This window comes from Deinococcus cellulosilyticus NBRC 106333 = KACC 11606 (assembly GCF_007990775.1).
Lineage (GTDB): Bacteria > Deinococcota > Deinococci > Deinococcales > Deinococcaceae > Deinococcus_C > Deinococcus_C cellulosilyticus.
Genome location: NZ_BJXB01000015.1, coordinates 132,184 through 153,052, shown reverse-complemented (window position 1 = coordinate 153,052; position 20,869 = coordinate 132,184). Strand labels below are relative to the sequence as shown.

Here is a 20,869-nt window from a genome sequence, read left to right as displayed (position 1 = left end):
CCCCTGATACGCCACATCCGCATACACCATAAGCAGAACGTTTCAGACGGCAAAAAAACCCCTAGCAGCATCTGCTTACCAAAGCACTTGTCTATACAGATTTTGGAGGGAAGTGCCACAGAAAGAGGGAAACAAAAGCAACAAAAAAGGAGGCTTGCGCCTCCTGATTTCTCTCCTTATATATGTCCGTCTGTTCTGACCTGTCCGCTCTGCCTGCGAATTGCGTCCAGGACATCAGGATCTCGGATGATCTCCCGGAGCAGCAGAGAAAGCTGGCTGTTCATTTCTGCTGGGGACTGGGGCAGCTGCTCAAAAATGCCCTGCAGGTAGCGGGTGCGTTCAGACTGCACCTCCTGCAGAACAGACTTTCCTCTGGCGGTCAGGCTGACCTGGATTCGGCGTGCATCCATGGCATCTCTGTAACGCTCGGCAAGACCCCGGTCACACAGGCGATCCACGGCCTTGGTTGCTGCAGGATAGGAAATGCCCAGTCCAGCGGCAATGTCACCCACCAGAGCGAATTCCACACTGTCCAGAAAACGCAGGGTGCGGAGCTGGGCACCGGTCACCTCTTCTTCTTCCCCCAGGACAGTGGCCAGAGGACGGGCAATCAGAACGACCTCCAGCGCAGTCAGGAGCTGCAGCAGGGTCTGGTCAAGTGCTTTGAGGGGGTCGTCTGAGGGGGGAAGCTGTGTCATCGCTGCCGTGTCATCTTTGAATGTTGATGGTCTCCTGCACAATCAGGCCCTGGTCCAGCACTTTTCTGGCCACCGCTCTGGCATTTTGCAGGTCATGGTCCCGGTAGTTGCCACATTCCAGTTCACTGACTCCGGGAATCTTCTCACCGTGCTGGGCCACATTTTCAAGGGATTTCTCGAAAGCTGCTCGCACATCGTCAGGAGCAGGTTCAGCGATCACAGCCATGTACATGCCCGTGCGGCAGCCCATGGGGGACACATCCAGCACATTCTCCAGGTGGTCTCTCAGGTAGCCTGCAAGCAGGTGCTCCAGGGTGTGTAGGGTTGCGGAATCGATGGCTTCCTGATTGGGCTGGGTCAGACGCAGGTCATATTTGGTGATGGTGTCCCCTTTCGGGGTGTGTTTCACGCCAGCAATGCGCACGTATGGAGCGCGAACCCTGGTGTGGTCTAAATCGAAGGACTCCACTTTCGCCATGGGTTTAATCTAACATTTTTGCTCTGACGGAAAGTTGTTTTGTACGGATTTGACGCAGCTCAGGCTGCGCTGCACACTGCCAGTGATCTTCCCTACCCGTTTCATTTTTGGCTCCGGTATACTTCTAGGGATGCCGCTTGCTCTGATTGTCTTTGCCGTGCTGATTGGTCTTGACCAGTGGCTTAAAGCCTGGTCGGTCGGAAACCTGCAGCCTTACGTTCTGAAACCCCTGATTGACAATGTGCTCTCCCTGACCCTGGTCTACAACACAGGTGCCGCCTGGGGAATGCTGGGTGGAGCCACCAAAATTCTGGCTGTGCTGCGCCTGGTGGTGGGAATCGGGATTCTGGTCTACCTCTGGAGGGAAAAACCCAGAGGCATCACCTTCTGGTCTCTGGTTCTGATCGCTGCTGGAGCAGTGGGCAATGCCATTGATGGCATTCGCCTGGGCAAAGTGGTGGACATGTTCTACTCCCACCAGCTCTCCTGGGTCACCCAGAAGATCCATCAGCAGGACTTCCCCATTTTCAACATTGCAGATTCCTGTGTGGTGGTGGGAACCATTTTGCTGATTGCAGCCAGCCTCTTCAGCAAGAAACCTGAGCCCAAAAAGCAAACCACGCCAGAAGCCTGAACACTGTTTTGGAACTGTGACTGGAGGTTACCTCCGGTTTTTTTATCTCATCTTCCGGGCAGATACCATGCAGTATGCCCGTTGCCCTCTTGATTTTCGCTGTATTGATTGGACTGGACCAGTGGCTTAAAGTCTGGTCTCTGGGTCACCTGCAGACCGATACCTACACACCCGTGATTCAGAACGTCCTGTCCCTTATCCTCACCTTTAACACAGGGGCAGCGTGGAACCTGTTTGCTGGAGCCACTGTCTTCCTGGCTGTGCTTCGTGTTGGGGTGGGAATTGGCCTTCTGTTTTATCTTTCAAAACAGAAACCCCAGGGCATCACCTTCTGGAGTTTGCTCCTGATCGCTGTGGGGGCTGTGGGAAACGCCATTGATGTTTTCTGGTATGGCAAGGTGATTGACATGTTTTATTCCCACCAATTGTCCTGGGTCACACAGAGGATTTATGGGCAGCCCTTTCCCATTTTCAACCTTGCAGACATCTGCATTGTCTCTGGGACCATTCTGCTGATGGCCTCCAGTCTGTTCGCCAGAAAGCCTGAAGCACCGCGCAACACCCTGGAAGCCTGAGCTCAGAATCTGTCAGGGGGTCCAAAAAAGCGGCCCCGAATCGTAGCCTGATTCGGAGCCAGGGTGTGCTGCTCAATTGCACACATCAACACGTTTAAGCCTCTGGTTCATTCTTGAGGTTGCTGTGCCTTACCGTTAGGCCACCGGCCCATGAGTGGCGGGCCAGATGAGATTTGAACCCATATCCAGCAAGTTCCGACCATTGGCATTCGATTTGACGTTCAGCAGCGAATACGGAGTCTGGAGCAAGAACTTGAAGTTGATGGTGGAGTTGGGTGTGCCTCTGCCGTTGGGCCACCCTGCCAGGAGTGGCAGGGGCAGGAGTCGAACCTGCACTGTGCACCTCGCTCCGGTGAGCTTGAAGTTCAGACTGAGCCTGGTACTCCAGAACCCATTATAGAGGTGGGCCAGACCCCGGGCATTCATCAAACGGCGTAGGCCAGATCAACCGAAGAGGTAATTGAAGATCTTTTCTCCAACCTTCTGCTCTTTTGCCTCCACGCCGTTGGCTTCTTCACGGGCAAATTTGACGGCCTGTTGCAACTTCTGGATGCGACCCAGAAGCTCATGGACCCGCTGGGCAGGGAGGGCTCCAGAGAATTTGATGGTGCGCCAGTAACCCACAGTCACATCCTCGTAGTAGACCTCCACCTGGGCGGGGTGCTTGTCGGTGGCCTCTGCTTTGACGTGGTTGCGTGGGATTTTCTTGGTGCGCACCGTCTGGATGGGTTCTGTGGCGTAGCAGTCTGCACCAGGGTCGAAAGACCAGCTTTCGGAGGCGTCCAGCACAGGCAGCTTACGCACAAAGGTCACCAGATCCACCAGTTGTTTTTCCAGGAAAAGCAGATAGCTCACGGGAACGTCTTTCAGCAGAACCTGTTCCCCGACCACCACATTGGCTCTGGCTTCACAGTTGGTCCAGTCTTTGGTGGCAGTCACATCAAAAAGATTGGAGAGGATCTGTGAGGTGCGCTGAATGATCTCCTCTGCTTTCACCTGCACACGGGTGGACTCGGGAGGCAGTTGCTCTCCCTCTTCATCTTTGGGTCTGTAGGTGCGGGAGATGCCCGCAAGCAGGGTGGGTTTCTGCAGGGCGTGATGCGCCTCAGTGAGTTCCTGAAAAGAGCGGCTTTTGACTGATTTTTCCACAGCGATAATTTGATTGAGTTTGGGCATGTTCCATTGTCCTTTACTGGTTTTTTCATTTCAACAATAGAAAAAAACGCAGCGCTGTGCATCTGCGTTTTCAGTTAAGCAATGGTCTGCCTGCAAAAGTTAAGCCTCACTCCAGGGATTCAGAAGTGAGGCTTGCTAGGTGGACCGCACCCTTAGAGGGTGTGGGCGCTCTTCAGGCACTTGGTGCAGACACGCAGGCGCAGGGTGGCTTCACCACGGCGCAGGGTCACACGCTGCAGGTTGGGCAGCTGACGGGTTTTGGTGATGCCGGTGGTTTTACGACCCACACCGCCATCTTTTTTTGCCTTACCACGACGGATGACACTGTTCACCACGACGGGTCCTTTTCCGCAAAGTTCGCAGACTTTAGCCATGTTCTTAAGCCTCCCTTGGAGTCCTGAGCCTCTTCGGCCCAGAATAAGCCTTGCAATTATAGCACACTTTCCCGGAAGTGCACATTTGTGTTGAAAGGGCCTGCAAACCTTAAGGCCAATTTTCACAGGCAGCCCGTATACTGACCCAGACACCATGAAACGCATCGTGCTCCTTCTGTCTGCTTTGCTCTCCACCGCTGCTGCTGCACCCCTTCGGGGCCTGTGGGTGGACGCTTTTGGTCCAGGTTTCAAAACCGAAACGGAAATCAGGAAACTGGTGCAGGATGCCCGAACCATGGGCCTCAACACCCTTTTTCCCCAGGTGGTGAGGCGGGCAGATTGCTACTGCCTGAAAAGCACCTTCCCGGTGACGGAAGATCCTGCCATGCCCAGAGGGTTTGATCCTCTGGACGTCCTGATCCGTGAAGCCCACAAAGCAGGCATGCAGGTGCACGCCTGGGTGATCATTCACGGGATGACCAACAGTGAGGTGACCCCTCCCCAGAACCCCCTTCATCCCATCAATGCCCACGGTCTGGATGAGTTTGCAGACACCTGGCTGACCTTCAACAATGCAGGTGAGGCCTACACCGGCAGAGACTATTACTTTGACCTCGCCCATCCCGGGGTGGTGAAGTTCTTTGCCGATGGTCTGCGCAGCCTGGCCCAGAATTATGAACTCGATGGCATCATGCTGGACCGCATCCGGTATCCTGATCCGGTCAAGATCAGTGCTCCCATCTGGGGATACAATCCCTATTCGCTCTCCAGGTACTTCAGGGAAACCGGGGCCACCAGTGTGCCCATTCCCCAGGACCGGAAATGGAGCGACTGGAGAAGGGAACAGGTGTCTCTGCTGGTCAAACACCTCTTTCTGGAGGTCAAAAGCGTGAAGCCCAGAGCGTGGTTCAGTGCGGCCACCATCACTTACGGGGCTGCACCGAAGACCACAGAAGAGTTCAAAACCACCCGCACTTATGGCGAGGTTTTGCAGAACTGGCCCCAGTGGCTGAGAGAAGGCTATCTGGAGCTGAACGTGATGATGAACTACAAACGCCAGAGCAAAGCCCCGCAGGACCAGTGGTACGCAGGGTGGGTGGATTTTGCAGCGAAACAGGCTGGAGTGAATGCGTCTGGCATCGCCTGGTACCTCAATGATTTTGCTGGCATTCAGGCCCAGACCCAGAAAGCCCTGGAGGCAGGGATGGGATGGGCGGGTTACTCTTACCGTTTCCCGACCCTCGGGAACTACATGTCCAATCCTGTTGTGACCACCGAATACGAGGGGCTGAAAAACCTGCTGCCCGCAGGTGAGGCCTTTGATGTGGCCCCTCTGCCCAGCACCTCTTTAAAAGGCCGATTGAAAGGCAAGGAGACGTCTGGGGTGGCTGTGGAACTCTGGAAATCGGGTCGTCTGGTGGCCCGCACCGTTACGGATGCAACGGGATATTTCGGATTCACCCAGCTTCCTTCAGGAAAAGTGGAACTGCGGGTCCTGAAAACGCGCAAAACCATCACCTTGCAGAACAACCGGGTCAATGACGCTGGACTGCTCTAGAATCCCAGCCCAACCAGCAGCAGACCCAACAGGCCCAGCACCACTTTTGTTCCTTTTTTTGCCCTGCTGAACAGAGACATGAGCAGCAGACCTCCCACGATCCACCAGAAAAAACCCAGGGCTCTGGCTGGATTGTGGATGTCTTTGCCGTCAATCACAGCCTGCAAGGCCTGTTCATAAGGACGCAACGGATGGGGTGGCACGGTGCTCGCTGGCAAGGTCAGATCTGCAAAGATGGCCCCTGAGCGGTACTGGTTTTCCTGTGGATCTTTCGAGCCTGCTTTCAGCTTTTCCCCCAGGGTCCTGAGCTCTTCAGGGGTACCCTCTTTCACCCAGGGCATCAGGGCCAGGAATCCCGCTCTGGGCTCGGTCATGATGTAAGACTGCTGGTTGGCGGCCTGGTCTGCCTTGCCAATGATGGCACTCTGTCCATCGAAACTCACATCAAACAGGTTGCCCACCACCATCGGATTCACGGCGTACTGAATGGTCCTGCTGTTTTGCACGACAGCCCAGCTGCTGTCCAGCCACGCTTCCGGCTGGGGCCTTGTTGTGGAGGTCCCGTGCTCGGTGCCTGTCCACTCTGTGGCATTGGCATCGGGTTGAAGAAAAACAGTGGTCCCTGTGCGCTCAAGTTGCTCGATCACATCTGGCCTGAAGGCGTCCAGACTGGTGGCCACCCCGATGTCTCCCACTGGAGTGGGAACCGTGACCAGATCCTTTAAAGGGGCATCCACCATGCCGAGTGGGTACTCATCTGCCGTGAGGTGAACCTTGTCCCAGGTTCCAAGCACTTTGCCTTCTGGACTGAGCAAGACCGCCTGATTGTAGAGTTCAGGAGCACCCATGCGGATGGTGCCGTTTTGCTCTGTGAGTCTGGGGTGCACACTGCTGCCACAGAGCAGGTAAACCTGATGTTCCCTTGCAAGCTCTGCACAGGTCCTCAGGTACAGTTGCATGTTTTCTGGAGCGAGGGCCAGCATCAGGCCCTGCACAATGTTGACCTTTTTTGAAAGGGCAAAATAGGCACTTTCTGGAAGGTGTTTGATGAGGCTTGCTGCCAGGGCCAGTTGCAGGCTGGGGGCTTTCTGCGCCAGCACTGAGCCCCTGATCGCCAGGGGAAGACCATTGAGCTCTGTCAGGACCACCAGGTTGGGGCGCTCAGGGTCAAAGTTGGTCTGGGCCAGCATCAACTGGCTGCGCATCCATTTCTGGAAGGTCTCTGCAGACCTGTAGACCGCAATCTCCCACTGGGGTTGCAGGGCGTGAACTCTGAATTCTCTGGCCTGGGCTGCAGACATGAGGGCTCCTAGAAGCAGCAGCATGTGGATTTTGTGCACAGGATCAACATACTGCTTTCAGCAGAAGTCAGTTAAACTGACTTCTGCTTGAGCAAAGCGCCCAGCACGAAACGGGCCGTCCCGTAAGCGCGTGGTCAGGGCAAGAAGCGAATAGAAAGGTCAGGACGATACATCTGGATTTAAACAGTGGCTGCTGAGATCAGGAACAAAAAAACCCACCCCGAAGGGTGGGCATGGGTGCAACTTGACTTACTTGACCTGTGCGTGACCACGGCGAATGCCGAGCTTGTCGGTCAGTTCGATGTAGCCCTGGAAGTCGCTGCGCTCCAGGTAACGCAGCAGGCGGCGGCGCTGACCGACCATCATCTGCAGGCCGCGCTGGCCGTGCTTGTCTTTCTGGTTCACGTTCAGGTGAGCAGAAAGGTTGTTGATGCGGGCGGTGAGGATGGCAATCTGCACTGCGGTGCTGCCGGTGTCGCCTTCTTTGGTTGCGTACTGCTGGATCACTTCGGTCTTGTTGATGCTCATGGTTGTTTCTCCATATTGTGAAGTCTCGACATGCAAAGCCCGCCAATTGGCACCCTGCAAGCGACAGGAACAAAGGTAACATGAATTGCAGGTGCTGTAAAGTGTTTTGCTGCCCAATACACTTAGACAAAAGTGTGTCACCCCTGGCGTACTTCTGGACCCCGGAAGCCCGAAAAACCTGTGCTCAGGGCAATTTTATTTGTCTCGACAGATTCCCCGAATGGGTGACAGATGTAACTCAGGTGTAACTTAATGCTTCTGCAAAGTGCGTGCCTTCCTGCTGATCCATCAGACGGATGATCAGCGGATTGGGGGCTGCCTGACGCCTGACCTTTTTGAGCATCTGAACCAGTTCTGCTTCTGATTTCTGGGGTTCCAGAAGGTGCATCACCAGCAAAGCCACTGCTGTGGAGCGGCTTGTTCCCACCTTGCAATGCACATGCACCCTGCGAATCTGCTGCCTTTCCTCTTCAATAAACGCCTTCACTGCCTGAAGGTGCTGCAGGGTTGGAGGATCGCTGCCTGCCAGACTTTCGAAAGTGTCTGAGAACTTGAGAACCAGCACTTCTGCATCACTCTGCAAGACCTCTCTGGGAGGAGCCCGATCCGGGTCATTGATGGAGATGATGTGACTGACCCCCCTGAGGGCCAGATCATGCACACCAGAAACACTGATTTTGGGAGAGGGACGTTTCCAGAACATGGCTTCCTTCAGGGGTGAGGATCACAGAAGGTGGGCTGTGGTTTTCACTGTCATGGTGCAGAAATAACCCATCTTGCCTACGTCTTGACAAAAACGCAATTTGTACATATCATACTTCTTGCCCTGCCGAGGTGGCGGAATTGGTAGACGCACTACTTTGAGGGGGTAGCGCCCGTTTGGGTGTAGGGGTTCAAGTCCCCTCCTCGGCACCAGAAATTTCAGGCTCCTGCAAAGGGGCCTTTTTCTTTTTGTGCTTCTTTGGAGACCCTCTGACAGAGCAACAAGAGCCAGTCCAGGTGAATGCTCCTGTTCCACCGATCAACGCAGCGGACAGAAACCGGACAGATTCGGACAAATCAAGAAGGCCTGTTTTTGTGCCATCTACACTGCCTCCATGAAAACTGTTGGGATCTACATCTTTGACGAAGCAGAAGTGATGGATTTCAGTGCCCCCTTTGAAGCGTTCAGTGTGGCCAACCGCCTGAAAAAACGCCTTGGTGAACCCGAGCCGTATGAGGTCCTTCTGATTGCTGAAAAGGATCACCCGATCAGGGGCAGAAACAACTTTCAGGTGCTGCCCCACCACACCATTGAAAACCATCCTGCCCTGGACGTTTTGATTGTGGCTGGAGGTGTGGTCACCGAAGAACTCAAGAAATCCGCTGTGATTGAGTGGATCAGGCAGGTGCATGAAGGGACAGAGACCACAGCTTCCATCTGCACAGGCGCATTCCTGCTGGCAGAGGCAGGACTCCTTGAAGGCAAAACAGCAACCACACACTGGGAGGATCTGGGGGACCTGCAGAAAGCCTATCCTCAGGTCAACATTCAGGAAGGCATCCCTTTCACTCAGGAAGGGAAGGTCTTCACTTCAGCCGGAGTCTCGGCAGGGATGATCCTGAGCCTGCATCTGATCGGACTCGAGCATGGAATGGATTTTGCGGTTCGGGTGGCGAAACAGATCGAATTCCCTTTTGAGGTTCAGAGCGCAGAACCCCTCAAAGTTACCCTTTAGAAACCTGATATGCAGAAAAAGAGGACAGAAGCAACTCTGTCCTCTTTTTCTGCAAGGGAATTTTTACAGCTTCGAGAGCCTCTCCATGAACCTGAGACCAAATTCGATGCCTTTTTCAAAGTGGGCAATCACGATGTTCTCGTTGGGGGCATGCACCCTGGAAGCGTGGTTTCCGATGCCTGCAGCAATGACAGGGAGCCCGATGGCCTCAATGAAGGGATGCATTGGGCCACTGCCTGCACTGCTGGGCTGCAAAACTGCAGGTTTGCCGTGCACTTCTGAGGCCACCTGAAGGGCCGTTTGCACGAAAGGATCAGCAACATCGCTGCGGGCCGGGTGCTCATGGCTTTCCAGTTCAATGATTTCGATGTCTTCCAGGCCCTGGCCGTCCAGGTGGGCCCTCAGCAGTTCCAGAATGCGTTCAGGGCTCTGGTCGGGCACCAGTCTGAAGTCGATTTTGACAAAGCCTTCTGCTGGAAGCACCGTTTTGCTGCCTGCATCCCCATATCCACCATGAAAGCCGTTGACGTTCAGGCAGGGCTCAAAGATCAGGCGTCTGTAGTAGGCCTCTCCTGACACCCCTCCCAGGTAACCTTTGATCCCGTAGGCCTGACGCGTGGCTGCACTTTCATCAGGAATGTTCCGGACAGCCTCCAGATCTGCTTCGGAGGGGGCCCTCACATCGTCGTAAAAGCCATCGATGGTGACTTTTCCAGAAGCGTCACGCATGCTGGCAATGGCCCTGGAGAGCTTGTAGAGGGGATTGTCCACCACTGCACCCAGGCTGGAGTGCAGGTCCGAATCAGAGACTTTTGCTCTCAGTTCCAGGCAGATGATGCCTTTCAGGCCTGCGTAGATGATGGGTCTGCCTTCGGGGTCGATGCTGCCGAATTCCCACCAGCAACCATCGGCCTGCAGTTCGCTGGCATGCTCATGGACGAAACGGGCCAGACTGGGGCTGCCAATCTCCTCTTCCCCTTCGATCAGCCATTTGACCTTGAGGGGGAGCTTTCCACCATTCTGGGCTTTCAGGGCACGCACTGCAGCCAGACGGGAAATGAATTCTCCCTTGTCATCGCTGATGCCCCGGCCATACAGGCGACCATCCCGCTCGGTGGCCTCGAAAGGTGGGGAATCCCAGAGCTCAATGGGACTTTCGGGCTGCACATCGTAGTGGTTGTAGATGAGGAGGGTTCTGGGACCCTCTCCGGCCTCTGCGACCAGAATGGGGGCCACATCTCCCAGGTAAGCCTGCACAGTGAAGCCTTCTGCCTGCAGCATTTCACTCACCCGGTTGGCGGTTTCGGCCAGCATGCGGCCCTGGGCAGAGACCGATTCGAGTGCGACCAGTTCGGCAAGGTCAAGTCTGGCCTGATCGATGAAGGGTTTCAGGTTTTGCATGGTCAAAGCATAACCCTGTGCGCTCAAAAATCCATATCCGCTACAACACCTATGGACCGCACATGTGGTCGGGTGGTAGCAGGTCCACCGGGTCGGTTTTCGCTCTGGCCCTCAATTCCTCGGTGGCCTGATGGGCCCTTTCACTGCCCAGCCAGGGCACCCAGTAGGCGTGCATGGTATCGAGCACCCAGTCCAGCGGAAAAACATCCCGCAAATTGGGGGCGTAGATCAGCAGGTCCATGTTGGTGACAGGCCCCCCATCCAGTCCTCCGACAGGCTGGTGGTATTCAATGTCCAGCTGCTTGAACCCCAGGTGCTTGAAAACCTTCCTCCTGCCACAGGGGTCAAACCCGTACTCCCTTTCACGGGCCAGTTCTTCTTCGCTGAGGCGGTCTGGAGCCACCACATCAATGAAAACAGCTCTGGGAGGGGCCTTGGCCATCTCTGTGAGGGTTTCCCAGCGGGCATGATGCAGGGCTCTGGCGACCCCTTTTCCACGGGCTTCAGGGTCTACAGCCAGGATGCTGGAAAAACCTGCGTGGGCAGGAGGCAGGTAATGAAACACACTCCCCCCGAGCACCCTGTCATCTTCCACAGCGACCAGCAGAGCATCATTGCGGTGAGGGCTGGGGTTTTGCATCATCTGTTTGATCACCCACATGGGGATCAGCATGTCCGGGTCGAAATAAGCGCGGTTCTGAAGCTCACCAAATTCGTCAATTCTCGGGTCGTTCCAGTCAGTGATTCTGACAATTTCCAGCATGTTCTCAAGCTAGCCGAAAGGCTTCAGGGAGATTAAAGGAAAAACCCCAATTAAAGGAGTACCGTAAGGCAAGGTGAACAAATGAAGCAAGATTTCCCACAATTACTCATCGGCTTACTGCTCCTTGGAATTGCCCTTGTCGTGTGCGCCTACATTGCGGTTTCTGGGTTCAGAGACATCAAGAAAGCAGACGACATCATCACGGTGACCGGCTCCACCAAACAGGCCATCACCTCGGATTACGTGATCTGGGATTTCTCCATCAGCACCCAGGGCACCGAACTGCAAAACCTCTACACCGAGATCAGCACCGCCGCCAGAACGGTGGATGCTTTTCTGGACACCCAGAGCCTCACCCCTGAAGAGCGCATTGAGGATGCCATCGTCACCGAACCGACCACCTTCTACAACCGGGATGAAAATGGTCGCGAATCCAGTGTCAAAGGGTACATCCTGCGCAAGCATTACCAGCTTCGCAGCAAGGATGTGAAGAAGGTTCCTGCCATCAATCAGGCCGCCAGCAATCTGATTGCCAAGGGCATCCCTCTGGAATCCAGCCCTTTGCAGTACCTTTACACACAGCTTCCCGAGCTTCGCATCAAACTGCTTGAGGAGGCCACCAAAGACGCCAGAGAGCGTGCCAGCATCATGGTGAAGAGTGCAGGCAGTGACCTTGGTCCCATGAAGAGTGCCCGGATGGGGGTTTTTCAGATCACCCCCCGCTTCACCACCCAGGTGGATGATTATGGCTCTTTTGACACCACCAGTCTAGAAAAAGACGTGACAGCAGTGGTCACAGTCAGTTTCGCTGTGCAGTAAGTCAAGATCAGAACCAGAAGAGGAGGGGTTTCCCCTCCTCTGTTTTGTGGTCAGTTGAGCTCATTCCACAGGAAGGTGTAGATCAGGGACTGCCAGTGGGCCATCTGTCGGTTGTTGGCAGACCCTGCATGTCCTCCCTCGGTGTTCTCGTAGTACAGGACATCCTGCCCCTGCTCTTTGAGTCGGGCCACCATTTTTCGGGCATGCCCAGGGTGAACCCGATCATCCCGGGTGGAACTCAGGAACAGCGATCTGGGATATTTCTGCTCAGAGGCAGGTCGGGTGTTGTGGTAGGGGCTGTACTTATGAATGAAGTTCCAGTCGTCGGTTTCTGGATTTCCGTATTCGGCCATCCAGCTTGCTCCGGCCAGCAGCTTGTGGTAGCGCTGCATGTCGGTCAGGGGAACCTCGGAAACCACGGCTTTGAAGAGGTCTGGACGCTGGGTGAGCATGACACTGGTCAAGAGACCTCCATTGCTGCCTCCCCTGACCCCGAGGTGTTCTGCAGAGGTGACCCCACGCTCAATCAGGTGCTCGGCAATGGCAATGAAGTCATCGAAGGCACGCTGGCGGTTTTCCCTGAGTGCCGCCTGGTGCCAGGCCGGTCCGTATTCACTGCCTCCCCGGATGTTGGAGAGCACATACACCCCGCCTTTTCTCAGCCACCCAAGGCCCATGCTGGCACTGTAGATGGGGGTTCTGGCATTCTCGAAGCCACCATAGCCGTAAAGCAGGGTGGGGTTCTTTCCATCCAGCTGAAGGTCTTCTGCAGCCACCTGAAAGTAGGGAATGCGGGTGCCATCTTTGCTGGTTGCAAAATGCTGCTCCACTTTCAATCCTGTGGGATCGAAGTAATGGGGGTTGGACTTCAGGATTTCCTGCGTTCCATCAGGCAGCAGGCGGTAAAGGGTGCTGGGGGTCAAAAATCCAGTCACCGTCATCAGGGCAGCGTCACTGCCTTCTCGATCTTCAGGCCAGAGTTCAATGTGAGCGAGTTCTGGAACGGGGATTCTGGAGGTCACCCACTGCCCTTCTGTTCTGGAAAAGGCATGGACTTCACTGCGCACATGGTGCAGCACCGTCACAAGCACATGCTGCCGGGTGACCGTGACGTTTTGCACCGACATGGCTTCTTCTGGCCTGAAAAGCAAAGTGTACTCAGGCTGTCCCTCCAGTGCCTCCTGCACAGAGGTGATGAGCAGGCTTCCTGCACCAAACTCCTGGCCTCCCTGGGTCCAGGGCTGGCGCAACCAGCAGATCACCTGATCCTGGAAAAAGAAGGCCTCTGAGCGAGGAGGTTTGTTCAGCACCCGCACTTCACCCTCCCAGGGAAGCAGCAAGCGGGCATCAAAGAAGTGCACCAGTTGCCGGATCACCTGATGGTGGTGTCCGGCTGTGTTTTCATTGTAGGTCCAGGCCCCTGCATCTGTGGGTTCCCCGGAGTGAATGATCTTTGCCTCAGTGAAACCTGTTCCCCTGGACCATTCACGGGTGATGAAGGGGTACCCTGCTGCCGTTTTTTCTGCCTCAGAGAGTGCGGAAGTGAACCACAGGGTGTCAGCATCTTTCCAGCTTGCAGACTGTTTGGCTTCTGGAAGCTGGAAGCCATCTGGCAGGAAAGTGCGGGTCTGCAGGTCAAATTCGCGCATGACCACAGCATCTGCTCCCCCTCTGGACAGGAAGATGAGGGCACGGTCTGGCTGCTGGGGGCAGACCTCCACATGTTTCCAGACCCAGTTTTCCTGCTCTGCTGCTGCAAGGGCATCCAGATCCAGCAGAATTTCCCAATCCGGGTTTGCTGTCCGGTAAGACTCCGGACTGGTTCTGCGCCAGAGTCCTCTCGGGTTCTTTGCGTCCCTCCAGAGGTTGTAATACATGCCCTGTCTGCCTGTGGGAAAGGGAATGTTGTCGTTGGCATTGAGGGCCTGCTCAATTTGTTGCTGCAGGGTTTCAAATTCTGACTTTGAGGTGAGGGCCTGCAGGTCCTGCTTGTGGTGCTCCACCCATGTAAGGGCTCTGGGGTCTTCAATGTCTTCCAGCCATAGATAAGGGTCTAACATTTCAGTCATCTGTGGACTCCATTCGGTGAGGTCTGATCTGGACGTGGCCCTCATTTTTGCAAAATTCTGGGCTGTCCGGTCACTTCTGGATTCTAACCTCTTGCGCCAGAAGACAACATGCCCTATCATTTGAACATGTTCAAATCTGATGCTGGCGATCCCTCCAACACCCGAAACAGAATCCTGAGCACTGCACTGGGCATGTTCAGAGAGCGTGGGGTTGAGGCCGTTACCATGCGAGAAATCAGCAAGGCTGCCGGAGTGGCCCTGGGTTCGGCCTACTATTACTTTCCCAGCAAGGAAGCCATCGTTTCTGCTTATTATGAACACGTTCAGGACACCCACCACCGTCTGGTCACCGAACAGGCTCTGAAAACCCCTCTGCTTTCTGAGCGCATGAAAATCCTGTTTCACACCAAATTCGATGTGATTCAGCATGACAAGAAACTGCTGGGCACCATCTTCAAATATGCCGGTGAACCAGAGCATCCTCTCAGTGTGCTGGGTGCAGGCACAATGAACATCCAGGAGAGGGGCCTGGAGACCATTCGTCTGGTCCTGAAAGACCAGAAGCTGCCAGAGGACACCGAAAAACTGCTGGTTCTGGGCCTGTGGGCCCTGCAGATGGTCTTCATCATGCACTTCATTTATGACGAGACCGAAAACCAGCACACCACCCGCGAGATGATCGACCAGACCCTCGATCTGGTGGCACAGGTGCTGAACCTGAGCACCTTCCCCATGCTCAGGCCCATGATTCAGCCTTTTCTGGAACAGGTCCTCACCATCGTGCAGAAATCGCAGGTGGGACCCAGATTGAACAGATGATTCCAGCTGCCAGACAGCTGAAACCATAAGAGCTTTAGGAGGTTGATATGACAGAAGCCTTGATTTACCTGCTGTACCTGGGCGTCAGCCTGACCCTGACCATCTGGGTTGCGAACACCCTTCACCGCAATGGCAGAATCTTTCTGCTGGATGCCTTTGGAGGCAATGAAACCATGGCCGATTCGGTGAACCAGTTGCTCAAGGTCGGGTTCTATCTGGTCAACATTGGCTTTGTGGCCCTGTTCCTGAACTTCAGGACCCCACCTGACGCTCTGCCAGACATCATCAAATACCTCTGTGCCCAGCTGGGTGTGGTGATGCTGGTGCTCGGTGGAATGCATTTCTTCAACATGAAAAACATTGCTGGCATGCGCTCGAAAGCCCTGCACAGGCAGCAGGCCACCAGAGGTCCTGACCAGCTCCCCCAATGACCCTGCAAGGGAGGTGAAGCCATGCTGGCGCACCACTGGCTCATCCGCAAAGTGCTGGCCCTGCTTGGGTCTGGCTTGATCCTGACTTTCATTGTGATGGTTCAGGACAAGCCAACCGATGCCCGCATCCACCCGAACCTGCTGTATGAGACCCTGGTGTTCTGGTTTCTGACCCTGTGGTTTGGAGCGGTTCCTGCCCTGCTGGTCACCGGAATTTCGGACCTGTTTGCTGCTTCTGTGGGCAGGTTTCGGCTCTGGGCTGCCCTGCTGGTCCACCTGTCAGGAATCTTTCCTCTGCTGCTTCTCGTAAATGGATACGAAAGACCCTGGGGACCTGAGAACTGGGAGAAACTGGGACTCTGTGCGCTGGCCGTCCTGTCTTTTTTTGTGTTCGACGAACTGCTGCGGCGCAAACGCAGACCCTCAGGGTCCTGAAGGAGGATTCATGCCCGTCTTGAAATGGATTGGAAGAAAAGTTCTGGCCCTGATTGGGGCTGCCCTGGTGGTGGCTGTGGCCTTTGCGGTCATGGAACTGTGGGATGGCTCTTCTCTTCTCTTTTCACACACTGTTGAAGGACTGATCACTGCAGGTTTCTTTGCCCTTTACATTGGTTCTCTCCCTGCTCTGGTCACCACTGGACTCTCGGATGCCATCAGTCCTGCTTTTGGCAACGCCAGACGCACCTCTGCTCTGGTGATTCACCTGCTGGGTGGATTTCTGGTGATGTTTGCCCTGCTCGGATTCAGGCCCCGCCTGTCTTCCGACGACTGGTTTTTTGTTGGACTCTCGATGGGTGCTGCACTGGTGTTCTTCCTGATTGATGAACGCCTGCGGCCCAGACTGCAACCCAGATGAACCTGCTGGCGTGGCTCGCCAGGAAATGGGTGGCGTTGCTGGTGGCCTCTCTGGTGGCCACCCTGCTCTTCCAACTCTTGAATCCTGAGAGCAGTTCCTTTTCTTTGCTAAAAGCCACACAAACTTTGTTTCTGAACATGATGATGACCCCTCTGGCAGGTTTTCTTCCTGCGCTGGTCACCACGGCGCTCTCAGACCTGATCCGTTCAAGAATGGGAGCAGCACAACAGTGGGCGGCTGTGGGCATTCATCTGGCAGGTGGATGGGGAACTTTTCTGCTGATCTTTCAACCCTTTGACAGTCCAGAAGCCCATCCCTGGGCTGCTCTGCTTGTTGTTCTGGTCGCTGCTCTGGCCTTTTCTCTGACTGACGAGCAACTTCGTTCTCGCAGAATTTTCAGCCTTTGAGGGGACATTCATCCCGATAAACATACCATACGGTATGGTATGTTTAATTCATGCGCAAGACCCAAGAAGATTTTTTCATGGCTGGCCTGCACCTGCTGAGCAAAGGTGGCGTTCAGGGGCTCAAAATTGACACCCTGTGCAAACACCTGCAAGTCACCAAAGGGTCTTTCTACCATCACTTTGCCCATCTGAACGACTACGAGCAGGCACTGCTGGATTTTTATGAACAGGTCTCCACCCTGGACATCATTGCCCACCTGCAGACCATTGCAGATCCCAGGGCACGTCTGAGGGCACTGGTCAGACAGATCACCACCTATGAGCCTGCCATGGAAGTCTCTTTCCGGGGATGGGCCAGGGTGGATGACCGTGCACGCGCCGTTCAGGAACGTCTGGACCACACCCGCGAGCAGTACGTGCATGACCTGATCCTGCAGATCATTCCTGAGCAGGAGACCGCCACTTTGCTGGCCAGAGGCTTTTACTGGCTGTTCGTGGGGAGCCAGCAGGCCAGTTTTGAACATGACCGTGCCGAAAAAGCCCGGATTCACCTGCTCATGCTGGACCGACTGGGCCTCTGAGCGGCAGAGGCGACAACACCTGATTTCTGAGAGTGCCCATCAACAGAGTGATCTCAACAGAGTTTCACAGGAGGAACGCAGATGATCCAGACCCGTTACCGGCCAGGGCAGTACCCCCAGGGACTTCTCCCCTTCATTCAGAAGGCAGATTACATCGAGGTGAAGCGGGTGAAGACCCATAAACCCCTCAGGGAATTCATCGCTGGATGCTTCTCCTACTCCCCGGCATGGCTGACCTTTCTGTACTGGCTGCGAGGCCAATTGGTTCCCCTGATTGGCCTCAAGGGACATGGTGCTGTCCAGATGCAGCCTATCTCTGCAAAAGACGTTCCTTTTGTGAAAGGCAAAAAAGCTGCCTTTTTCACCGTCATGCATGCGGAGGGGAACCTCTGGGTCTCGGCGGCAAAAGACCGACACCTGACGGCTTACCTTGCAGTTGAAAAACAGCAGGACACCATCCAGCTCTACACCCTGATTGAATACCACCACTGGACCGGGCGGCTGTATTACGCCGTAATTTCCCCTTTCCATCATGTGGTGGTCAACAACATGATTCGTGCCGGAGCCCTCTCCACCCACTGAAAGGAGTAACTCATGAAAAGTTTAAATGGTTATGCCCTTTTCACAGGTCTGTTCTTTCTGCTCGCTTTTGGAATTCATGTGTTCATGGGAGGACAGGAGGTGTTGCAGTTCCAGCCATCATCTCCTGCCGGGCACCAGAACTGGCTGATGAAAGTGGGGGCCTTCCATCTGGTCACGGTGGACCTGCTGGTGCTTGCTGCAGGTCTGATCTTTGCCAGCCTGAGGTTTCCGAAAGCCACTGTGCTGTACCAGGTGGTCAGTGGCCTGTGCCTGCTCTACGCGGTTTCCTGGCTGTTGCAGCTTGCCCTCTGGCACCAGAGCACCCAGGATTTCCTGATGCTGGGACAGTGGGTGCTGTTCCTGATTGCCGCAGGTGGTGCGTGGCTTGCCAGCAGAAAACCCCGTCAGCACGTCTGATTTTGGGACAGAAAAACCCCGAGAGCCATTCACTCTCGGGGATTCATATATGGGTTGTCAATCATTCAAGGAGGAGGGGAGTTTTGAAGGTCAGTGCAGGTCTCTTCTGCGGAAGTCCAGCACGCTGAGGAGGATCAGGACCAGGGTCACGCTGCCACCCAGAATCAGGGCCATGTCGTGGAACTTGGGGCTCAGCACAGCAGGAGCGTAGGTCCAGGGAATGTAGTACCAGAACTTGCTGCCAGCGGCGAATCCTGCGGCCATCACACCAAGCACGGCCAGGGAGATGTTGAGGGTCATGGCCTTGACGCGCATGCTGATCCACAGGTGCAGGGTCACCAGGGGGAGGGCCACCAGACCGGTCAGGCCGAGGTTCTTGAGGAGGGTGAGCACCTGCTGGCCCTCACCGAAGCCACGGATGCCGCCAATTCCGAGGTAAACCAGACCCATCACGAGGATGCCAAGGCCGATCAGGGCAATCAGGGCAATCAGTTTGGTGAAGTACACCTGGGTGCGGGTGATGGGCTGGACCAGCAGGTGTTTGAGGTGGTTGTCCTGGGTTTCCAGACCCCACACCTGTGAGCTGATGATGGCTGCACCGAAGGGAAGCACCATCTGCATCCACATCTGGGTCATGAATTCTCCGAGCATTTTCCATCCGGCAGGCCCTTTCAGGCTGCTCATTCCACTGCCGAAGGTCAAGACCGCCCAGATCAGGAGGCCCAGTCCGATGGGCACACCGATGGAGAGAAGCAAAGTGGGGGTCCGGCGGTATTTCAGGGCTTCTGCTTGCAGCAAACCGATCATTGTGCACGCTCCTTGCTGGTGATGTTCATGAAGAGGTCTTCGAGGGTGGCCTGGTGGGGAGTGATGCTGTACACATCGAAGTTCTGCTGCACCAGTTCGCGGATGATGCCAGGGGCCTTCTCAGGATCGGCAGGGAGTTCGATGGTCTTTTCAGAAAGCTGGGCCTGGGGGTAGGACATTTGCAGTTTGCTGAAAGCCACTTCTGGATCACTGACCCGGATGCGCAGGGTGGGTTTGGAGCGGTTCTGCAGGTCTTTCAGGGCCCCTTCGTAGCGCATCATGCCCTGGTGGATGATGCCCACGTGGGTGGCCATCTGTTCGACTTCGGAGAGGATGTGGCTGGAGACCATCACGGTGATGCCACGCTGGGGCAGGGACTGGATCAGTTCGCGCACTTCACGGATGCCGTTGGGGTCAAGGCCGTTGGTGGGTTCATCAAGGACCAGAAATTCAGGGGAACCCATCAGGGCTGCGGCGATGGAGAGGCGGCCTTTCATGCCAAGCGAGTAACCGCGCACCACCCGGTTCTGGGCGTCTTTCAGGCCCACATAGTCCAGCAGTTCAGGGATGCGGCGTTCGCTCATGCCCCTGAGGCGGGCCACCACCTGCAGGTTTTCTTTGCCGGTCAGGTGACCGTAGGCACTGGGGGCTTCCACAATGGCTCCCACTTTGGTGAGGGCACGGCGGTTGAGGTGTTGTTCAAAGAGTTGAATGTTGCCTCTGGAGGGACGGATCAGGCCCAGCAGCATGCGGATGGTGGTGGTTTTTCCTGCTCCGTTGGGGCCGAGAAATCCGTAGATCTGGCCGCTGCCAATTTTCATGTTGACGCCCTGGACGGCGGGGCGGGCTCCGTAGGTCTTGTGTAAATCTTGAATGGCAAGGATGCTCATTTCTCCTCCTTCTTTCTATGGCCTTAGTGTACTAGTTTACTAGTGCACTGTCAACACCCCTCACCCCCGTCTTAATTTTTGACTCAGTACAGAAATTTGGGTACACTGAAAAACACAAGGAGAAAGACATGTTTCAAAATGATTTGCTGGCAGGCAAGCACGTCCTGGTCACCGGTGGTGGCAGTGGGCTGGGCAAAAGCATGGTGAAGCGGTTTCTGGAACTCGGTGCAGAAGTCACCATCCTGGGTCGCCGTGAAAATGTGCTGCAAGAAACGGCAGAGGAATTCAAAGATCTTGGGCCTGTCTTCTACCAGACCTGTGATGTGAGAAACCCCGAGCAGGTCACGGAAGTCATTGACACCATCGAAAAACGCAGGCCCATTGATGCCCTGGTCAACAATGCTGCAGGGAACTTCATCTCCCCCACCCAGATGCTCTCCCACCGTGCTGTGGACGCCGTGCTGGGCATCGTGCTGCATGGGACCTTCTACTGCACCCTGGAACTCGGGAAACGCTGGATTGCCCGCAAAAGTGGCGGCGTGGTCCTGAACATCGCCACCACCTACGCGCAGAGCGGCAGTGGCTATGTGGTGCCCAGTGCTGTTGCCAAGGCAGGGGTCGTAACCCTGACCAAATCTCTGGCTGCAGAGTGGGGCAAATACGGCATCCGCCTGAATGCTGTGGCTCCCGGTCCTTTCCCCACCGAAGGGGCATGGGAAAGGCTTCTCCCCTCTGAAGAGTTCGGCGAAAAACTCAAGAGCCGCATCCCACTCAGGCGTTATGGCGACCATGTGGAACTGGCCAACCTTGCAAGCTACCTGCTGAGCGACCTCTCAGGCTTCATCACCGGAGACCTGATCCACATTGATGGTGGAGAAAGCGTGTGGAATGCCGGAGAATTCAACATCCTGGATGAACTTTCCCCCCAGGACTGGATGAAACTGGCCGAGACTCGCAAAAAAGGCTGAACGACATGCATAAAGGGGA

At 55.3% G+C, this 20,869-nt stretch carries 26 protein-coding genes and 1 tRNA gene; 15 read left to right on the top strand and 12 right to left on the bottom strand.

Annotated features, from left to right (window positions below):
* Positions 1 to 176: 176 nt before the first annotated feature.
* On the bottom strand, positions 177 to 698 hold the full coding sequence (locus tag DC3_RS17030) for a MarR family winged helix-turn-helix transcriptional regulator (protein ID WP_146886391.1): 522 nt from the start codon (positions 696 to 698) through the stop codon (positions 177 to 179).
* 10 nt (positions 699 to 708) lie between these two features.
* Positions 709 to 1,176 carry an S-ribosylhomocysteine lyase gene (locus DC3_RS17025; RefSeq protein ID WP_146886389.1) on the bottom strand — a complete coding sequence of 156 codons (468 nt, stop codon included), beginning with the start codon at positions 1,174 to 1,176 and terminating at the stop codon, positions 709 to 711.
* A 130-nt stretch (positions 1,177 to 1,306) separates the two neighbouring features.
* Here DC3_RS17025 and lspA (DC3_RS17020) point away from each other — a divergent pair, with 130 nt between their 5' ends.
* Positions 1,307 to 1,810, top strand: a complete 504-nt coding sequence (gene lspA, locus DC3_RS17020) for a signal peptidase II (protein ID WP_146886387.1) — start codon at positions 1,307 to 1,309, stop codon at positions 1,808 to 1,810.
* Positions 1,811 to 1,884: 74 nt separating this feature from the next.
* Entirely contained in the window at positions 1,885 to 2,385 is a 501-nt protein-coding gene (gene lspA, locus DC3_RS17015; protein ID WP_146886385.1) for a signal peptidase II, read from the top strand.
* A 444-nt stretch (positions 2,386 to 2,829) separates the two neighbouring features.
* Here the strand turns inward: lspA (DC3_RS17015) and DC3_RS17010 are convergent, their stop codons facing one another.
* Together DC3_RS17010 and rpmB are read right to left on the bottom strand one after the other, a co-directional pair.
* The gene (locus DC3_RS17010; protein WP_146886383.1) at positions 2,830 to 3,561 is read right to left on the bottom strand and encodes a DUF7873 family protein; all 732 of its coding nucleotides are present in this window, start codon (positions 3,559 to 3,561) and stop codon (positions 2,830 to 2,832) included.
* 152 nt (positions 3,562 to 3,713) lie between these two features.
* On the bottom strand, positions 3,714 to 3,935 hold the full coding sequence (gene rpmB, locus DC3_RS17005; RefSeq protein WP_146886381.1) for a 50S ribosomal protein L28: 222 nt from the start codon (positions 3,933 to 3,935) through the stop codon (positions 3,714 to 3,716).
* A 154-nt stretch (positions 3,936 to 4,089) separates the two neighbouring features.
* Between rpmB and DC3_RS17000 the strand changes: the two genes are divergently transcribed.
* Positions 4,090 to 5,493 (top strand): family 10 glycosylhydrolase, encoded by a 1,404-nt coding sequence (locus tag DC3_RS17000; RefSeq protein ID WP_146886379.1) that lies wholly within the window; start codon positions 4,090 to 4,092, stop codon positions 5,491 to 5,493.
* Here DC3_RS17000 and DC3_RS16995 read toward each other — a convergent pair.
* The 3 genes from DC3_RS16995 to DC3_RS16985 all read right to left on the bottom strand — a co-directional run bounded on the left by DC3_RS16995 (position 5,490) and on the right by DC3_RS16985 (position 8,025).
* The gene (locus tag DC3_RS16995; RefSeq protein ID WP_146886378.1) at positions 5,490 to 6,794 is read right to left on the bottom strand and encodes a nitrilase-related carbon-nitrogen hydrolase; all 1,305 of its coding nucleotides are present in this window, start codon (positions 6,792 to 6,794) and stop codon (positions 5,490 to 5,492) included. The genes DC3_RS17000 and DC3_RS16995 overlap by 4 nt on opposite strands.
* Before the next feature lie 249 nt (positions 6,795 to 7,043).
* Positions 7,044 to 7,322, bottom strand: a complete 279-nt coding sequence (gene rpsO / locus DC3_RS16990) for a 30S ribosomal protein S15 (protein WP_146886376.1) — start codon at positions 7,320 to 7,322, stop codon at positions 7,044 to 7,046.
* Between the two features lie 238 nt (positions 7,323 to 7,560).
* On the bottom strand, positions 7,561 to 8,025 hold the full coding sequence (locus DC3_RS16985; protein ID WP_146886374.1) for a dual specificity protein phosphatase family protein: 465 nt from the start codon (positions 8,023 to 8,025) through the stop codon (positions 7,561 to 7,563).
* Positions 8,026 to 8,150: 125 nt separating this feature from the next.
* Between DC3_RS16985 and DC3_RS16980 the strand changes: the two genes are divergently transcribed.
* Positions 8,151 to 8,237 (top strand) — tRNA-Leu (locus DC3_RS16980).
* Positions 8,238 to 8,419: 182 nt separating this feature from the next.
* On the top strand, positions 8,420 to 9,040 hold the full coding sequence (locus tag DC3_RS16975) for a DJ-1/PfpI family protein (protein ID WP_146886372.1): 621 nt from the start codon (positions 8,420 to 8,422) through the stop codon (positions 9,038 to 9,040).
* Between the two features lie 63 nt (positions 9,041 to 9,103).
* On the opposite strand, the gene DC3_RS16970 is transcribed toward DC3_RS16975, so the two are convergent.
* Together DC3_RS16970 and DC3_RS16965 are read right to left on the bottom strand one after the other, a co-directional pair.
* Positions 9,104 to 10,441, bottom strand: coding sequence for a M20/M25/M40 family metallo-hydrolase (locus tag DC3_RS16970; RefSeq protein WP_146886370.1), 1,338 nt, complete (start codon positions 10,439 to 10,441; stop codon positions 9,104 to 9,106).
* 49 nt (positions 10,442 to 10,490) lie between these two features.
* Positions 10,491 to 11,204, bottom strand: a complete 714-nt coding sequence (locus DC3_RS16965) for a GNAT family N-acetyltransferase (RefSeq protein WP_146886368.1) — start codon at positions 11,202 to 11,204, stop codon at positions 10,491 to 10,493.
* An 81-nt stretch (positions 11,205 to 11,285) separates the two neighbouring features.
* On the opposite strand from DC3_RS16965, the gene DC3_RS16960 reads away from it, so the two are divergent.
* Entirely contained in the window at positions 11,286 to 12,023 is a 738-nt protein-coding gene (locus tag DC3_RS16960; protein WP_146886366.1) for an SIMPL domain-containing protein, read from the top strand.
* A gap of 50 nt (positions 12,024 to 12,073) precedes the next feature.
* Here the strand turns inward: DC3_RS16960 and DC3_RS16955 are convergent, their stop codons facing one another.
* Positions 12,074 to 14,092: a prolyl oligopeptidase family serine peptidase gene (locus tag DC3_RS16955; RefSeq protein WP_186816092.1), complete on the bottom strand. Its 2,019-nt coding sequence runs from the start codon at positions 14,090 to 14,092 to the stop codon at positions 12,074 to 12,076.
* Positions 14,093 to 14,218: 126 nt separating this feature from the next.
* Between DC3_RS16955 and DC3_RS16950 the strand changes: the two genes are divergently transcribed.
* The 8 genes from DC3_RS16950 (at position 14,219) to DC3_RS16915 (ending at position 18,185) form a co-directional block, all read left to right on the top strand.
* Positions 14,219 to 14,911: a TetR/AcrR family transcriptional regulator gene (locus DC3_RS16950; protein WP_186816091.1), complete on the top strand. Its 693-nt coding sequence runs from the start codon at positions 14,219 to 14,221 to the stop codon at positions 14,909 to 14,911.
* A 47-nt stretch (positions 14,912 to 14,958) separates the two neighbouring features.
* Positions 14,959 to 15,342 (top strand): hypothetical protein, encoded by a 384-nt coding sequence (locus tag DC3_RS16945; RefSeq protein WP_186816090.1) that lies wholly within the window; start codon positions 14,959 to 14,961, stop codon positions 15,340 to 15,342.
* A gap of 21 nt (positions 15,343 to 15,363) precedes the next feature.
* On the top strand, positions 15,364 to 15,777 hold the full coding sequence (locus DC3_RS16940) for a hypothetical protein (RefSeq protein WP_146886360.1): 414 nt from the start codon (positions 15,364 to 15,366) through the stop codon (positions 15,775 to 15,777).
* A 10-nt stretch (positions 15,778 to 15,787) separates the two neighbouring features.
* Positions 15,788 to 16,198 (top strand): hypothetical protein, encoded by a 411-nt coding sequence (locus tag DC3_RS16935; protein ID WP_146886358.1) that lies wholly within the window; start codon positions 15,788 to 15,790, stop codon positions 16,196 to 16,198.
* Positions 16,195 to 16,605 carry a hypothetical protein gene (locus tag DC3_RS16930; RefSeq protein WP_146886356.1) on the top strand — a complete coding sequence of 137 codons (411 nt, stop codon included), beginning with the start codon at positions 16,195 to 16,197 and terminating at the stop codon, positions 16,603 to 16,605. The genes DC3_RS16935 and DC3_RS16930 overlap by 4 nt, the downstream gene beginning before the upstream one ends.
* Positions 16,606 to 16,655: 50 nt before the next feature.
* Entirely contained in the window at positions 16,656 to 17,186 is a 531-nt protein-coding gene (locus tag DC3_RS16925) for a TetR/AcrR family transcriptional regulator (protein WP_146886354.1), read from the top strand.
* A gap of 81 nt (positions 17,187 to 17,267) precedes the next feature.
* Complete coding sequence (locus tag DC3_RS16920; protein ID WP_146886352.1) at positions 17,268 to 17,768, top strand: DUF2867 domain-containing protein; 501 nt, start codon at positions 17,268 to 17,270, stop codon at positions 17,766 to 17,768.
* Positions 17,769 to 17,780: 12 nt separating this feature from the next.
* The gene (locus tag DC3_RS16915; RefSeq protein ID WP_146886351.1) at positions 17,781 to 18,185 is read left to right on the top strand and encodes a hypothetical protein; all 405 of its coding nucleotides are present in this window, start codon (positions 17,781 to 17,783) and stop codon (positions 18,183 to 18,185) included.
* A gap of 90 nt (positions 18,186 to 18,275) precedes the next feature.
* Here DC3_RS16915 and DC3_RS16910 read toward each other — a convergent pair whose 3' ends face one another.
* Positions 18,276 to 18,992: an ABC transporter permease gene (locus tag DC3_RS16910; protein WP_146886349.1), complete on the bottom strand. Its 717-nt coding sequence runs from the start codon at positions 18,990 to 18,992 to the stop codon at positions 18,276 to 18,278.
* Positions 18,989 to 19,882 carry an ABC transporter ATP-binding protein gene (locus DC3_RS16905; protein ID WP_146886347.1) on the bottom strand — a complete coding sequence of 298 codons (894 nt, stop codon included), beginning with the start codon at positions 19,880 to 19,882 and terminating at the stop codon, positions 18,989 to 18,991. Before DC3_RS16905 ends, DC3_RS16910 begins: the two co-directional genes overlap by 4 nt.
* Before the next feature lie 128 nt (positions 19,883 to 20,010).
* Here DC3_RS16905 and DC3_RS16900 point away from each other — a divergent pair, with 128 nt between their 5' ends.
* Positions 20,011 to 20,850 carry an SDR family oxidoreductase gene (locus tag DC3_RS16900; RefSeq protein ID WP_146886345.1) on the top strand — a complete coding sequence of 280 codons (840 nt, stop codon included), beginning with the start codon at positions 20,011 to 20,013 and terminating at the stop codon, positions 20,848 to 20,850.
* The last annotated feature ends 19 nt before the right edge of the window (positions 20,851 to 20,869 follow it).